The organism is Flavobacterium sp. GW821-FHT12A05 (assembly GCF_058807735.1).
The window spans coordinates 188561-205600 of sequence record NZ_JBXAQY010000002.1 but is presented as its reverse complement, the minus strand read 5'-3'; the positions used below and the strand labels follow the sequence as shown (position 1 = coordinate 205600).

Genomic DNA, 17040 nt, shown 5'->3' with positions numbered 1-17040 from the left:
CATGGAAATAATTACATCTTAAATGTCCCCAAATAAGCTCCTTTTTTTCTTTTTATTATTTATCTCAATTTCATATTCACAAAATAAACGTGCTGCTGTTATGGTGAATGCCAGAGCACAAAAAGATAAAATTTTAATTCGATGGGCTGTTAATTCTCCGGCCGAATGGCAGAAAGCCAACAAAAAAGGATTTGTTGTTACCAGAACAACAGTTCTACGAGACGGGAATGTGTTGTCTAAACCTGAAAAAACACTTCTAACTCCAAAACCATTAACTCCTGAACCGCTGGATTCCTGGATGGATTTGGTACAAAAGGACAATAACGTTGCTATTATTGCACAATCTATTTATGGCGAAAGTTTTGAAATATCGTCTGCTAAAGAAGGCGATTTGGCAAAAATAGTAAACATGGCAGACGAATTGGATCAACGATACACTTTTGCTCTATATGCCGCGGATATGAGTTTTACAGGCGCAGTAAAAGCAGGCTGGGGATTTGTAGATACAAACGTAAAGAAAAATGAGGTATATGCTTATCAGGTAAGTGTTTTTGAAAGTCCGCAGGTTAAAGAGTCTTCTTATATGATTGGCTTAAAGGATTATAGTGAACTACCGGCTCCAACAGATTTTATTGCAGTTCCTGATGATAAAAAAGTACTGCTTTCATGGGATTATGAAACTTTTAAAAGAATTTATACTTCGTTTATGGTTGAGAAATCTTCTGATGGTATAAATTTTAGTCCTATAGCAGCAACACCTTTAGTTAATCTAAATGATAAAGAGGATCATCCATCTAAAAATATGTATTATGTTGATACACTTAGTGTAAATAACAAAATCTATCATTACAGATTGTACGGAATAACTTCATTTGGAGAAAAAGGAGAATTTACGAAACCCATTACGGTAACAGGTGTTGAGGCAATCGTTACTCCAGCCAGACTTGTAGACTACAACATCATAAATTCAAATGAAGTTAATTTAGAATGGGATTATCCAAAAGAGTCAGAGGGTTTTATTCAAGGATATGAAATTAATCTGGCCAATAATGATAAAGGACCTTATAAAGTGGTTTCTAAAATTATCCCGCCATCAGAAAGAAAACTCAACTTTAAGGACAATTTATTTCCTTCAAATTATTTTACAATTTCTGTTGTTGGCAAAAATAATCAGAGATTAACATCTCAGAGTATGCTGGTACAGCCAGTTGATTCTATACCGCCTGCTAAACCAATTGGATTAGAAGGAGTAATTGATAGTTTGGGAACGGTTAGGCTGAAATGGAAACCAAATCAGGAAAAAGATTTAAGAGGATATCGAATTTTAAAAGCAAATAACACAGGAGAAGAATTTGTAGATATTTATCACCAATCATACGTAGGAACTGAGTACAAAGACAGCGTGAGTTTAAAAATGACCAATAGTAAAGTGTACTATAGAATTGCGGCCGAAGATATGCGTTTTAATATCTCTGATCCATCTGATATCCTTATCCTTGACAAGCCTGATAAAATTCCGCCGGCAGCACCAATTTTTAAAGATTACGAGAATAAAGACGGAAAAGTGCATTTAAAATGGATACGAAGCTATAGTGAAGATGTAGTAAGTTATAGTTTAAGAAGGAGAGAAAAAGGTCAGGAAAAATGGCAGGAAATTAAACAAATAAACGATACTATTCAGGAATTCACAGATGACAGGGTAGAGAATAGAAAAACGTATCAATATGCTATTTTGGCTAAAGATAAAAGCAATCTTTGGTCATCGTTAGATCATTCTACGGTAACAGTTAGCGTATTAAATTTTACGCCCGTAAAAATAATTACATTCCTGCAGGGAACAGCCGACAGAGAAAATAAAAAAATAGTACTCTCTTGGGATTATGCAAAAAATAAAAGTAAAGTTATTGGGCTGAGTATTTATAAAAATGCAAAAGGAACCCCGCCGACTTTATGGAAAGAGTTGAATGGCGATATTTTTACTTTAGAAGATAAAAATTTAAAAATTAATCAGGAATACGAATATCATTTAATTCCAAATCTGGAAAGTGATAGTCCGGCAAAAGCAGAGACTTTAACAGTTATATATTAAGCCTATGAAGAAATTTTACCTATTAGTCATTTTATTGATCTGCGGATTTGGATTTGCTCAAGGAACACAGTATGTAATAAAAATTTCTAACCTTAGTTATTCAATTAATAGAGGGGTTAAAAATAACACAAGTTCTAATATTAGAATTACAGTCCGTTTTAAAGATGGGACAAAGGCAGATCTTTATTATAGAGATATTCGTAATAATGGAGACAAAGAAGTTAATCTGGATGTAGCTTCTATTGTTAGAAATTCTAAGCCGATAGCTATAGATTGTTATGCCTTTGTAAATTTTAGAACAGGATCAGATGCAGACGGTACAATATCAAGAAATGTTGATATGTTTTGCCCTAGTGGAAGTTTTAGCGGAAGTTATTCTCCAAGAATGTCTAATATAACTTTTAACTATAAAATTGAACCTAAATTTTATATTACCCGAACTGGCGACGACATTCTGCCTACACATTCCAAAAAAACGATGACCGCCACACCTGGTTATGATTCATATTATTACAGATGGCAGTACACCTTAATACCAAATGCAACTGCAACGCAATGGATAGATTTGCCGCAATATAATACTTCGCCAAGTCTTACTGTCGATGCAGTAGATATCCTTGGGGCAAATACCGGTTTAAATATTGGTAAGAATATATATTTTAGAATAAAACCTTGTATAGAAACACCGGGGATTAGTACACTAATACAATATTCAATACGTGCATCTGCCCCAAAAGTTGTGTCATTTGAACCATTTCAGCCTAAATGTACAGATGAAAATAATGGTGCTGTAAAACTTGTTTTTAGCAGAGGCTTATTTGCCGGTGAAAAACTAAATTATACTTTGATTGATGCTGACACCGGAACTCCAGCAAATTACAATGGTGAATTAGCAATTGGCACAGATAAAACTGTTACATTAAATAATTTGCGTGGAGGGAAATATACCTTACAATTAATAGGATTTAAAGATGGATTAAATACTGCTATTAATGAAGATGTTTTTGATTTGACAACTTTTAGCATTATACCCCCTCCACCAGTAAATTTTACATTAGACAAAACAGATGTTGTGTGTAATGGAGCTGGAGATGGTACCATAACAATAAGCCCTACTGGAGGTACCCGTAATGTTGCAGGCAATGATTCTTATTCAATAAATAAAGGACCTTGGACACCATTTCCAAATAATGAGGCTTATATTCTTAAAGAGGTAAAACCTGGAATTTATAAAATAAGAGTCAGGGATATGAATGGATGTGTTGCCAGAGAGCAATCATTATTAAATGGAAAGATCGTATTAGGAGAAGAAATAATTAAGGAGATAGAAATTAAACAGCCAGATCCATTAATAGTAGATTTTGAAGAACCAGTGCACCCAACTTTTTTTAATGCAAAAAACGGAAAGTTAAAAGCCATTGTAAAAGGCGGCACAATAGATGGAAATAAATATTGGTATGAATGGAAACATAGTGATGGAACACAATATCCTACTACAACTCAGTATGACGCCGTTAATAAAACATACACCATAACATTAACGGGTGCTCCTGCTGGAGAATACAAATTAACAGTACGAGATAAAAATTATAATGCAGCAGCAGTCAAAACAGGTTGTACAATTTTTGAATCAAAACAAGTTTTAATAGAGCCGGCTAAAATTGAAATTGTTTTAGAAATACAACAGCCTATTTCCTGTAATTCAGAAAGCTTAAATCCGGTTGGAAATGGAGATAAAGCAGCAGATGGAATTTTAAAAGCAACTGTAAAAGGTGGTATGGTATACACGGGAACTGATAATGGCGGACAGCCATATAAATTTATCTGGTCAAAGTATAATACTGCACAAGGAAAATGGGATTTATTAGAAGATTATAAAACAAATACTGCGACTGGTCTTTCAGAAGGGAAGTACTCTTTAAACGTTGTAGATGCTAACGGAATAGTACAAGGAACTTACAATGAAATAGAGTTAGTAACTGCCGTTCCGGCCGTGCAGGATATTTTAGAGCCAAATAAAGTAGAAGTTTCTTTTAGTCTTGGAAATGTTTCTTGTCATGGAGGAAATAACGGATGGGCAACCGCAGCTGTGATTGGAGGAGCTGGGTCTTATAAATATAAATGGTTTAATACGGGCGGAGGAACTGTTGCCGAAAATAAGGCATCAAATTTAACTGCCGGAACATATACTGTTGAAGTTACGGATAAAAATGGATGTTATACTACAGCAGAAGTTGAGATAACGGAGCCTTTAGACGCTGTGAAAATTGTCTATGAAGAAATTTTTACACCTACTTTTTCAGGAGCTACAAATGGTAGAATTGTTGCCAAAATAACAGGAGGAACACCTAATAAAGTTACAGGTTCTTATCATTATGAATGGAAAAATAAAGAAGGTAATGTTCAGGCCGCAACGGCTCAAATAGTTAATGGGGTTTTTACAATTACCCTTAATGGTGTTCCTGCCGATACTTACTATTTAACAATTAAAGATGAAAATTATAATGAAGCAGCGAATCAAATTGTTAACTGTTCCGTATTAGAGTCTGAAGTTAAATTAACAGAACCCGACCCTTTAAAAGTAGTTTTTGAAATCGTTCAAACTATTTCATGTAATGTAAATAATGAGTTTGGTGATGATAAAGACACAACTCCAAATGACGGACAACGTGATGAATCTCAGGATGGAATTTTGAAAGCGCACGTAACAGGAGGAACGCCGCTCGCATTAGATAAAAATGATGGATTGCCATACTATTTTTATTGGAAAAAACAGCAGGCTGATGGCTCGTGGCTTGCTTTACCAAATATTAAAGGCGAAACAGCATCAAATCTCTCTCACGGAAATTATGCGCTGAATGTAAAAGACAGAAATGGAATTGTTTTAGGAACTTATGTAAACAATTTACTTGTACAAGAAATAGATGTTACACAATTAATGCAGCAGCCTCCAAAATTATCGGTAAGCATTACCAAAGGTGATGTTTTCTGTAACCAAGGAAATGATGGATGGGCCAAAGCAAATGTAGTGGGAGGAACCCCTCCTTATGAATACAAATGGTCTAATGGTATAGAAATCGACGAAAATACGGTTTTAAAAGCAGGAATATATTCAGTTTTAATTACAGATTGGAAAAAGTGTACAACATTTGAAAGCATTGAAATTAAAGAGCCTAAAGCGCCATTAACGATAGCCTATAAAGAAGTTGTTAATCCGAGTTTTTACAAAGCTACAAACGGAAAAATTGTAGTAGAAGTTAAAGGAGGAACTATAGCAGCCGACAATACGTATTGGTTTGAATGGAAAAATAGTAAAGGGATAGTACAAACTACTACAACAACTAGTTTTGCGAATGATATTTATACTATTTCCTTAAACGGACTTGGTGAAGAAACGTACACACTAACTGTTCGTGATGCTAATTATAATGCTGCCACAAATAAAGCAAGCTGTACGGTAGCAAATTCTGTTACAGCCTTAGACGATCCAGATCCGCTTGAAGTTACTTTTGAAGTAATTCGTACTATTTCTTGTAATGTGAATAATGAATTTGGAAATGAAACGGATTCGAAACCTCTAGATAATCAAAGAGATGAATCACAAGATGGAATTTTAAAAGCTCATGTAAAAGGCGGAATCCAACTGCCGGCAAGTAAAAATAATGGGCTGCCATATTACTATACATGGAAGAAAAAACAAAAAGACGGCTCGTGGACGCTTTGGAACAATACAGGTGAAACAGCAGAATATCTTTCTGAAGGAACGTATGCATTGAATGTTGAAGATGCTAACGGAATAAAACTGGGAACTTACATTAATAACGTTTTAGTTCAAGAAAAAGATGTAGAGAAATATATTGCGCAGCCAGATAAACTGAATTTAAGTTTTACCAAGTTTGACGTTGGTTGTACAACTGGCGATGACGGCTGGGCAGAAGCACATGTAACAGGAGGAACTCCGCCTTATACTTACGAATGGACAAATGGAGCCACAACTTCAAAAATAGAAAACATTACTACAAACAATTATTTTGTAATGGTAAAGGATGATAAAGGATGCGTGGTTCAGGGAAGTATTTTTGTGGGAGATCCTAACGGAATATTTACTACAGAAACAGTCAAAGATCCTATTTGTTATAAAGGTAATGATGGTTCTATAGAACTGAATGTTACTGGAGGTAACTTGCCTTACTCTTATTTATGGAATACAGGAGCGGTTACCAAAGATTTAAACAATCTTACAGCAGGTAATTATGAAGTAGCTATAACATGTCCTGATTGTTGTGTTTACAAGAAAAAATTTGTTTTAAAAGATCCTGAGCCAGTTATTGTTAATGTTGGTTCAGACAGGACTTTATGCAGTGAACAAAGTGTAGATTTAAACGCTTCAATAGCAGATCCGAAAGCGCAATACAGCTGGACATCTACAAACGGATTTACCTCAAATGAAGCAAAAATCAACGTATCAAAAGCAGGAACTTATCATGTAAAAGTGACTTCGGCTTTAGGCTGTATAGGCGAAGATGAAATTGTAATTAAGACAAGTCAGGCAGCAATAAGCTCAGAGTTTTTATTGAGTTCACAAGCCTATTTAGACGAAGAAGTAATTTTGGTTAATACAAGTAATCCTTTTGGAGAAAGCACGGATTGGGTTATTCCTAATGGAGTAAAAATCGTAGAGCAGAAAGAAAAATTTATAACACTAAAATTTGATGCGGTAGGTGTTTATTCAATTGGTTTGCAGCAAACACAAGGAGAATGTTATGCAGTATATACCAAAAATATTACGGTTGAACAGCGAAGTACTTTACCTAACACAGGAACAGCATCGCAATTTATTGTAGACTTTATTGTAACCCCAAGTCCAAGTGATGGTAATTTTAAAGCAATTGTAAATTTAGAAAATAACAGTGCCATAAATCTAAGACTGTTCTCGTCTAGCGGACAAAATACTATGATTCAGAAACAAGAATCTGGAAAGAAAAAATATGAAGTAGATTTTAATACCTCATTATCATCCGGAATATATGTTTTAGTATTAGAGACAGGACAGCAAACATTGGTTAAAAAAATTATCATCTATTAAAAAAATGAAGAACCTTTTCAATAGCATTTACATATTTGTTGTATTTCTGTTTTTTAATGTATCTGGATATGCACAACTATATCCAGTTCAGTTAACTCCTATTTTTAATAGTCCGTATAGCGTCAAAATATCTGATTATGCAACTAGTATGGATACTAAATTGCAGCTGCTGATCAACCCAACAGATATTACTATATCGCAAAGGCGAGTACGCTTAAAGTTGTATATACAAGGCAATGGGCTTAATATACAAAGTAGTGATTTTGCACAAGAGCAACGACCAATATTCATTAATGGAGGCGAACTGCAAACGTTAACCAATGTTGATATAGCATCACTTTTCAGGTTAGAAAATCTACAAGGAATTTCTCCGGCACAATATGCTAATCCTTTGCCAGAAGGAATGTATAATTTTTGTTTTGAGATGTACGATTTCGCAACCAATCAAAAGATATCGCAAAAAAGCTGCGCCGGTTTGTATTTGATATTAAACGATCCTCCAATATTAAATACACCGCAGAAAAACGAACAAATTGCTTCGACGGAATTTCCTAATATTTTATTTACCTGGACGCCGCGTCAGATTAATGCAACAAATGTTTCTTATAAATTTGAATTAAAACAGCTTTTTGATCCAACACTAGATCCGCAGATTGGATTTCAAATGGCTCCAATTTTATATGAAGAAACCCTTTTTGGTACCGCATTATTATATAATCTGAGCATGCCAATTCTTACTCCGGGACTTCGTTATGCGTGGAGAGTAAGAGCAGTTTCAACTACAGGACTTTCAGAGAATGCTGTTTTTAAAAATGATGGATATAGTGAAATTTATTCCTTTAAATATACTGCTTCCTGCGCGGCACCTACATTTTTGTTAAGTGAAGCCCAAAGCTCCAAAAGCGTAAAAATAACATGGGAAGGAGTACCGGAACACACACGTTACCAAGTACAATACAAAAAACAAGATGTTCGTAACGCACAATGGTTTTCGTCAAATAGTTTAAACAAACAGAGTTTAATTACCAATTTAGAACCGGGAGTTACCTATCAATTTAGAGTAGGTTCAAGTTGTGATCCAGTCGAAGATGGAGTTCAGTCTTTTACTTATTCCGGAATAAACACATTTACAACACCTACAGAAACCAATGGTGTACCTGCTTATAATTGTGGTATTGTACCTCAAATTAATATTCAGAATCAAAAACCGCTTACTAATTTAATTCAAAGCGAAACTTTTAAAGCTGGTGATTTCCCAGTAACTATTTTAGAACTTAAAGGAGAAAATAGCCCATATTCAGGACGAGGATATATCATTGTGCCTTACTTAGCCGATACTAAAATTGCAGTTGAGTTTAAGGATATTGTCATCAATACAGATTATCAATTGATAAGCGGAATTGTAGAGACAAGCTATAATCCAGATTGGAAAAACGTTACCGATGTAGAAGATTTTACCGGAGAAGGTCAAGGCGGACAAATCGAAGAAACTGTTCCATTTATAATCAAAGATATCGTTATCAATCCTAACGGTGATATAGTTGTAAATGGTGCAGACGGCCAGCAGGTAATTATTCCGGGAGGAAAAGATACTGTAATTACAGATAGTGGAGTTAAAGATGCTGACGGAAACGTTGTTGTCCCTCCAAAAGTTTATACCGTAGACAGCGAAGGAAACGGCAGTAATCAAGGTGTTGCAGTTGCCGATGGAGGAAAACCAACTCCTGAAAATACCGACGGTGTAGATAAAAGCGGACAAGCCACAGCATTTACAGCCAAAGGAATTTCGATTGCATTTTCTGGAAATGGCAGTAAATATGCTTTTGACGTAATGCCAAGTAATGCGTCTTCGGTTTTACAAAAGCTTTATAAAAAAGTTGATAATAAAGCACTGCCTTACAAAGCCGTTTTAAATGGCGATTCAGATACATTGCTGGGTACAGTTACGGTTACAGACTCCAATATAAAATTGGACAGTATTGTTTTTAAAACCCAAAATGGAGCTAAAATAAACTTTACCAGAAATGATAAAGTATTTGTTCTTACCGTAAAAGGAAATCTGAGTTATGCCGAAGAACAAATATTAGCGACCGTAAAACAAGGCAAGAAATGGCAGGTTATTGGGGCATTTATGTTGGTACATATTTCTCCAAAAGATGTTAATGTAGCATTGGTTCCTACTGATGACGCATCTAGAGATAAGCTTGATGAAATTAGTACTGAAACGCAGAAAATTTACAGCAAAGTAGGAGTTAAAATAAATTTCAAGAAAGAACAAACACTAGAAGGTTTCGAGCGTGTTGTCCCAAACAGCGTTACTAAAATTCAAACAGAAAAGAACACCCTTACATCAACTTATAGTGCAGAGCAGCAAGCCATAAATGCCCTGTATAAAGGGGACGGAAATAGTTATGTCCTATTTGTAACAAATAAAGCTTCAAGTACAGGACAAGACGGTTATATGCGTTTGAATGGCCAGTTTGGTTATGTATTTAATTCAGCCAGTGATAAAACACCTGCACACGAGTTAGGTCACGGTATTTTTAAATTAGAACATCCTTTTGAGGCTTACAAAACATCAGAAAAAAGTACTGATTTCCTAATGGATTACAGCTCAGGAACTGTACTAAATCATCAAGACTGGAAACAAATTAATGATCCTGCATTTAAGTTGTATTCGTTTCAGAGTCAGACTAGTGGGGAGCTGGCAGGTGGACTTGGTATTTCGCCAAATTGGAAGTTTGTAAATAATGGTAATGAAACAACGGTCGCTTATCTTGAAGTTGCTGAAAAAGGATTTGTAGGTGGATTTAAAAGTGGTAACAAGACATATAAGTGGGATTCAATAAACAAAATCTATGTGAATGATGCTGACAAAACGGATGTTTTTAAGTTATCAGATACCAAACCAAAAATAAATGAGACTAAAATTTATTTGTTTTTTGATAATGATAAATCAATCACCGCTCATAAATATCTTAGAACAGTTTACAATGAAGAGCTAAAGCTAAAACTCGATAGTAAAGATCCTGCTGTATTAAGTGCGTTTATAGATAAATATGCTACTAAAGATAACTTTAAGCGTGAAAAAGAAGATAGAGCTACTTTTTGGGGCTATGTAGCGTGCAATGGATGTAATTATGATGGAGCTGGTGATGGGAAAGATATTAGTTACGCCAATTATTTAGAAGGTTTAGGGAAAAATGCAAATAAAGGTTATAAAGATGACCCTGAAAATGTTAATGCGGCGAAAAGTCATGTTTACGATTATTCAAATATAATTTCAGACAAAGAAAAAAATAAAATTCTTTCTGAACTGTCAGGCATTAAAGCAGATTCTGGTATTGCTACTAAAATATTTTTGACAGATACAAAAACCCTTCCTGCTAAACGTAAAGAAATAACCGATTATTTAGCTAGTTTAAAAGGGTTAGAAATTGCACTTTGGGTAGATTTTGATGCGAATGGAAAAGCAACAATAAAAACTACTTTAGGAGATAAAATTGAAGGAAATGGCAGTGCCGAAATGAATAAATACCTTCAGTATTTAGCAGAGGTATTACCAAAATTTGAAGGTAAATACGTTGCCTTTAATCCTTTAACAGCTATGCTGGATGGCTTAGCAGGTCTTATAGGTAAACTAAAAGTACCGGATCGTTTTTATAACCCAGATGCAGCTGACTATAATTCGTTTCCAGCTGAAGTATATTCATATGTTTCCTTATCTATTGCAAAAGACAAAATTAACGCTGTAATTGGTAATCCAATTTATACCGAAAAATATTCTGCAAGCAGAGCAGATTTTGCTTTTACTTGTGGTGTATGGAATGGATTTATTGGCGTTGTTGAAGCTTTGCCTGCTGGTGCTTCAATGATAATCAAAATACCGGGAGGTATTTTTAGTTTGATTGTTAATGAAGATGGCGCTCGAACAAAATTTAAGGAAAAAATCTCTAAGCTTAGCTGGGAAAGCATTGGAACAATGATATCAGATGAATGGCATGAAGCTACTGCTAATCCATGTATGGTGCATTATACTAGTGGAGAAGTAGTTTTTGTCATAGCTTCCTGTTTTATAGGTGCTGGTGAAATAAAAGGAGCATCTGCATTTTTTCAGACGATTGAAAAATTAGATGTTATTGGTCAGGCAATAGGTAAATTTGCAAAATTTGCAAGCCCATATGTAAAAGCAGGGTTAACTAGAGCTGGAAAATTTGTTATTGCTCCAATAATAAAATTAGAACCTGCAATTAGTGTTAAATTAAGAAGTTATCTCACCCAAGGTTTAAATAAAATAATTAAAAAATCTGAAAAGCAAATCATAATTAATTTGCATGCTACAGATGGAGGGAAATTTTTAGTAGATGGTATAGAAAAGAGTCCGGAAGAGTTAGGAGAATTGTTAAGCAAACAATTAGCAAAAGAGCAAGAGATTGTATTATTGTCTTGTAATGATTTAGCTAGTGCTAAAGCATTATCTGAAGCGACTGGTAAAACAGTTTATACGACTGAAGGAAGTCTTACTATTTATAAAGATGGAGTTAAACGTGCAGAAGGTACAGATTGGTATAAAGTAGAACCCAATGGTAATGCCACTAAAGTAGAACCACCAGTAAATGAGTGTATCAATTGTACTGGAGAAGGTGTGGATATGGGTAAACGAAAAGAGTTTATACTTGATACTCCTGAAGATTTATACGAAAAAATTGAATATTATAGAGCTACAGTACGTGATGTAATAAATACTGAAGAAGCAAAAGCTTATGCACTAAAATATTTTAATAAAAATGTGAAAGGGCAAACTTTTGAAGAATGGTGGGAATATGCAAAAAGATATAATGTAGCTGATGATCTTAATTTTGAAATACACCACATTATTCCTGTAAAAGTTTTAGGAAAAAATCCTAAATTAAAAGAGTTATTATTTTGGGCTGAAAAGAATGGGAAGAAATTTGAGTTTAATGGATTAGATAATTCTATTCCAATACAAAAGAAAAAAGCTAATATTGGATTGAATGGACATACTAATCACCCAGCGTATGACAAAGCAATTCAACAAAAATTAGATGAAATATTAGAAAATGAAACATATTCTGAATTAAGGAAGTTCAATGAAGTTCAAAAATTAATTAATGATACCAAACAAAAACTGGAAAATGAAGTTTTATTGGGAACTAAAGATGTTAATCACATAATAAATTTATAATAGGATGAAATATTATAAAATACTCCCTAAGTTTAATAATGATAATGGGAGAATATCAAGCAACGCTAGTGTCGATAACTTACCTGAAATAGAAAATGAATTAGGAAAAATTAGGTATGGTGAGATTGTAGAAAGTTTTCCCATAATAGATTCTTTTTATTTAGAAAGTTTTGATGATGAAAAGTATTGGGAATATCAATTAAATGACATACACTCGTTTATAGGAAAAGCAAAAGTGATAACAGGTTGGTTTGTATCTGAAAAATTGAAAAAGCTATTTTCTGGTTTTAAAATTTCAGAACCACATTATTTCTATTCTAGTAAGTTATTATATCATGAAGAAATATATGAATATTTTATATTTCAATTTTCTGGTAAAAATATTTACAAGGAATTAACTTCATACATCGATTTTTCTAAATCCGAGTTTATAAATCCAACAACTGGAGAGTTGCATTTTTTTAATGATATAGATCATTACGCTGAACAAAGTGAAGAACTTTATTTTGAAAAAGACACTGATTTCATAAAGAAAAAAATAGTATTAAAAGATGATTTAGACTTTTTTTCTATGCAGAGTTTTTTTAAGGATAATATAATTTCAGAGAGATTAAAACAATCAATCGAGGAAAATGAAATTAGAGGTTTTGAGTTTTCAGAATTGGATTATGAGGTAGTTGTTGAAGTTGACAAATAATATATGAGAATAATAAACCCCGAAGATTTTCCAATTAGTATGACTTCTGATAATATTGAAATTCAGGCAGAAATGATGATGGCAATGCCGCCTTCAGAAGAATGGAGAAAAATATCTGATCTAATAAGTTATGAAGAAAGAAATCTAATAAGAGAGAGAATTAAGGAAATTCAGGAAGCGAAAGAGAAAAAGCGCTGGGAATCTTTAACCTTAGAAGAGCAAGAAAATGAAGAAAGAAAAATTGAAAGTAGTATCGATGAAGATGCTAAAAAATTTAGAGGTAATATTTTGCAGCAAGAATGGGATTCTATTGAATTAGAAAAAAGAGATGATGAAGACAAACAAAATTTATAATGAACAATATTAAAAAAAGCTTTTTTGCTGTATTATTTCTTTTAATAAGTATTTGCGGTTTCGCGCAAAAAATTAAAATAGACAAAGGAGAAATAAAGCTGGACGATAAAACAATTGGTTTTATAGAAGGTAAAAAGCCTTTTTTTAGAATCTTAAGTTTAGACAAAAATTATGGAGTTACGGTAGAATTAAAAAAAGCTCCAAATGAAGAATCTTTAATCTTGCCTTGGATTGAATTGCAAGATGAAGAATCAGGAAAATATAATGAATTAGAATTTAAGAGCAGAAAATTTAGCGCTTTTAATTATGACCGAAGTGTGGTATACGAATTATTAGATAGAAATTATATCAATGCAGAAGGTTTAAATAAAGCTGCTTTAGAAAGTTTTATCAACGGAGAATCAACAGGTATTTCTGCAAAAAGATATGGAGTTCAGGGTCAGCTTAACAATGCAGAAAATATAGCAGATACTTATGAATTAGGAATCGATGATTATGGGGTTATTTATAGTATAAGAGCGCAAAATCCGGATCCCGAAGATAAAAGAATTGGGTATATAAGAATGACTTCACCTTCTTCAAACGGAGATTTAAAGTATGAAGTTATAGATCTGGATAACAATTTAATAGCAACATGGTTTGCCAGAGGCGGATCTTTCAGCGGTTATGAAAAATTATTAAACCAGGAACTTATTACATTCAATGGAAAAGTATTTAAAGCTGCTTTTGAAAACAGAGGAAATCCAATAGGTTACAAGATGAGTAACGATATAACAGCAATGAATATCGTAAGGGTTCTGGTTGGGAATGGCTATACTTTAGGGAGCATCCTTAATAAAAGAAATTAAATAAGAATAATTAATATATACAATGATGAAAATGAAAAAAAGAGTTTTATTAGCAGCAATTTTTCAGTTTTTACTAGTTTTAAATAGCTGTAGCTCAGACTCAGGAGATAATGGAACTCCAACACCTGAACCACCGGTTGTAGTAAAAACGGCAAAAATTACTTCATATTCTAAAAACGCAGGCGAAACCGGAGAGACAATTAGCATATATGGTGAAAATTTTTCAGATAAAGTAAATGATATCGCAGTAACTTTTGACGGAGTTGCGGTGACAGTAATTTCGGCTAAAGCAGGAGAAGTTACATTCAAATTGCCAGCCACAGAAAAAGTTCTTCCTAAATTGATAGTTACAGTTGGCGGAAAAGAAGCGGCTAACGAAGTCAAAAATAATTACGAAGGAAATATAGGTATTCTTCCAGCTCGTTCTTTACAAAATTGGGTAGTTCAGGAAAATAGCTCTAAAAGAGATGGAGCATCATCATTTATTCAAATGGTAAATGATAAAGCACTGTATATGGGAGGTGTCTTAAAAACTACAGACGGTGGAATTTCATGGACACAATGGGCCGAAGGTTCAGCATTTCACGCAACTGTAAACGATGAAGGATGGAGTAGTACAGTAGGAGCAAATAAACTTAATAAAGTTAAAGTAGGCGGCAGTACAGGAACAGAAACGTTTGCTAATATAGAAAACACTACCGAAGCTTATTATGCAATGTATGTGGATGCTAATATGAAAGATGGCACAGTTGTAACACAAAAAGGTAGAGTTTTCTCAACATCTAATGGTGTTGATTTTAAAAAATCTTATGAATTAGGAGATAACACGGCTAATCTTTTTCAATCAACAAAAATCGACAATAATCATATTTGGGTAATTGGTTATAAATCAATTAAAAATAAAGAAGGTTTTGCTGGCGACCGGCCTTTTATTTTATTCAAAAATAACACAACAGATGGATGGAAAGAATACCCTTTTGTTAATGAAGATGCAGGTTATTTTGCAAGAGAGATTTCCTTTGTTGATAACGAAAACGGATTTCTTTTAATTAATCATTACTACCAGACTTTACTAGACGTTAAGTTATTTAAAACAACAAATGGAGGTGATTCCTGGACTCAAGTTTACGACGGAGAAATGTTTTCGAAATTTACTTTTAAAGATGCTAATACAGGTTGGGCAGTTTTAGATAATAAAATCTACAAAACTACAAATGGTGGAACTTCATGGGCTTTAGATTATACTCATGATGAAAACATTGGAAATATTTCATATAAAAATAATGTGGTTTGGGCGTTTTCTAAAAACAAGATAATCAAACGTTATTTATAATTTCTAAGTGATAGAAAATTCTATATATAAAATAAAAGCACTGCAGTATTTTAATAACTGCAGTGTTTTAAAATGCACTGAATGAAAAAAACTTTACTCTTATTCTTACTTATTGTTTTTACCTCTTGTTATCAGGAAACTTCTATAGCCATAGAAGGTGATTTTACGACTTCGTATGCCAACCTCGATGAATCGATACCCGTTATTATTAAAATAGATAATAAAATAACTGGTGCAGATACATATGAATGGACATTTGAAGGCGGTAATCCTGCTGTTTCAAATTCTAAAAATCCGGGAGAGATCTTATACAACAAACAAGGAACTTATATTATTAAGTTAAAAGCATCAAATGTAGACGGAGAGAGTAGAGAGTTTACCAAAACGGTTTCAATTAAAGACGGAATTAAGATTGAGTTTACACATGAAATTGTAAAAAGTAATTATTCTCCTGTTGAGGTCATTTTAAAAAATTCGACTATTGGAGAAGGCTTAACTTTTAAATGGGAATTTCAGGATGGATCACCTGCATCTTTTACAGGAAAAACACCGCCAAATGTTGTATTTACAACTCCTGGAGACCACATTATATCTTTGACTGTATCTAATGGTTTTGAATCTGATAAACAGACAAAAACAATTACAGTTGCTCCCTATTTAGTAAGTCTGTTTACTTATGAACCAAAATTTGAAGATGACGATTATCAAGCGTCAGTCACAATTAATTTTACTAATAAGTCAATTAGTGCAACAAGTTATAAATGGAGTTTTGAAGGCGGAAATCCAGCTGTTTCAACAGAACAGAATCCAACAGTTGTTTTTACTAATCCAGGCAGTCATGAAGTTACTTTAGAAGCTATTAATGATAAAACAAGCCAGATTTTTAAATCAGTAATTACAGTTCTTCCAGATACTAATCTTCGTGTTTTGACGAATGTTAAACTCGGAATAAATTCGGCACATAATAACAATAATATTGGCGCAATGTTCTCGACAGTTACACGCCAGGTTTATAAAGCAAACGAAATTAACGATCAAAACAGCAATTTAATAGATATTGTTTTTCAGGGTTTAAACAGCAATTTTACCTACAATAGATTTGTATCTCCAGACCAGGCAAACAATTATGGGTTTTTATCATTAAAAAATGCACAAAGCACCATTTTTATAAACTCTCAAAATTTATGCAATTGCGGTTTAAATTTTACCGAAGCACAATTTGATGCTATGGTAAATGACACGCCTATAAAATCATTAAATATAAGTTATACAGCAGGAGGAGCACAAGAATTTGGTTTCACATATCCAAGAATAATTCTGTTTAAAACACAAGACGGCCGAAAAGGTGCGATTAAAATTAAAGACATGGTAAAGAACGGAACAAGTTCTTATATTTTATGTGATATCAAAGTTCAAAAACAATAAAC

8 protein-coding genes are annotated in these 17040 nt (G+C 33.5%); all 8 read left to right on the top strand.

Translation table 11 applies throughout. From position 1 onward, the window contains the following. The first annotated feature begins 100 nt into the window (after nt 1–100). Complete coding sequence (locus AC1RRQ_RS04205) at nt 101–2089, top strand: fibronectin type III domain-containing protein (RefSeq protein WP_493021719.1); 1989 nt, start codon at nt 101–103, stop codon at nt 2087–2089. Nucleotides 2090–2093: 4 nt separating this feature from the next. Continuing rightward, entirely contained in the window at nt 2094–7175 is a 5082-nt protein-coding gene (locus AC1RRQ_RS04200) for a T9SS type A sorting domain-containing protein (protein ID WP_493021716.1), read from the top strand. 4 nt (nt 7176–7179) lie between these two features. Beyond that, complete coding sequence (locus AC1RRQ_RS04195) at nt 7180–12381, top strand: AHH domain-containing protein (RefSeq protein WP_493021714.1); 5202 nt, start codon at nt 7180–7182, stop codon at nt 12379–12381. 4 nt (nt 12382–12385) lie between these two features. Further along, nucleotides 12386–13078, top strand: a complete 693-nt coding sequence (locus AC1RRQ_RS04190; protein ID WP_493021712.1) for a hypothetical protein — start codon at nt 12386–12388, stop codon at nt 13076–13078. Nucleotides 13079–13081: 3 nt separating this feature from the next. Continuing rightward, on the top strand, nt 13082–13432 hold the full coding sequence (locus AC1RRQ_RS04185) for a hypothetical protein (RefSeq protein WP_493021710.1): 351 nt from the start codon (nt 13082–13084) through the stop codon (nt 13430–13432). Beyond that, nucleotides 13432–14280: a hypothetical protein gene (locus tag AC1RRQ_RS04180; protein ID WP_493021708.1), complete on the top strand. Its 849-nt coding sequence runs from the start codon at nt 13432–13434 to the stop codon at nt 14278–14280. The genes AC1RRQ_RS04185 and AC1RRQ_RS04180 overlap by 1 nt, the downstream gene beginning before the upstream one ends. Nucleotides 14281–14311: 31 nt before the next feature. Beyond that, nucleotides 14312–15613 (top strand): IPT/TIG domain-containing protein, encoded by a 1302-nt coding sequence (locus AC1RRQ_RS04175; RefSeq protein WP_493021706.1) that lies wholly within the window; start codon nt 14312–14314, stop codon nt 15611–15613. A gap of 81 nt (nt 15614–15694) precedes the next feature. Beyond that, the gene (locus tag AC1RRQ_RS04170) at nt 15695–17038 is read left to right on the top strand and encodes a PKD domain-containing protein (protein WP_493021704.1); all 1344 of its coding nucleotides are present in this window, start codon (nt 15695–15697) and stop codon (nt 17036–17038) included. Nucleotides 17039–17040: the final 2 nt, after the last annotated feature.

Bases quoted from the DNA above. Each gene is read 5' to 3' on its own strand.
- AC1RRQ_RS04175 (WP_493021706.1), top strand. From the start codon at position 14,312: ATGAAAAAAAGAGTTTTATTAGCAGCAATTTTTCAGTTTTTACTAGTT.
- AC1RRQ_RS04195 (WP_493021714.1), top strand. From the start codon at position 7,180: ATGAAGAACCTTTTCAATAGCATTTACATATTTGTTGTATTTCTGTTT.
- AC1RRQ_RS04190 (WP_493021712.1), top strand. From the start codon at position 12,386: ATGAAATATTATAAAATACTCCCTAAGTTTAATAATGATAATGGGAGA.
- AC1RRQ_RS04205 (WP_493021719.1), top strand. From the start codon at position 101: ATGGTGAATGCCAGAGCACAAAAAGATAAAATTTTAATTCGATGGGCT.
- AC1RRQ_RS04170 (WP_493021704.1), top strand. From the start codon at position 15,695: ATGAAAAAAACTTTACTCTTATTCTTACTTATTGTTTTTACCTCTTGT.
- AC1RRQ_RS04185 (WP_493021710.1), top strand. From the start codon at position 13,082: ATGAGAATAATAAACCCCGAAGATTTTCCAATTAGTATGACTTCTGAT.
- AC1RRQ_RS04180 (WP_493021708.1), top strand. From the start codon at position 13,432: ATGAACAATATTAAAAAAAGCTTTTTTGCTGTATTATTTCTTTTAATA.
- AC1RRQ_RS04200 (WP_493021716.1), top strand. From the start codon at position 2,094: ATGAAGAAATTTTACCTATTAGTCATTTTATTGATCTGCGGATTTGGA.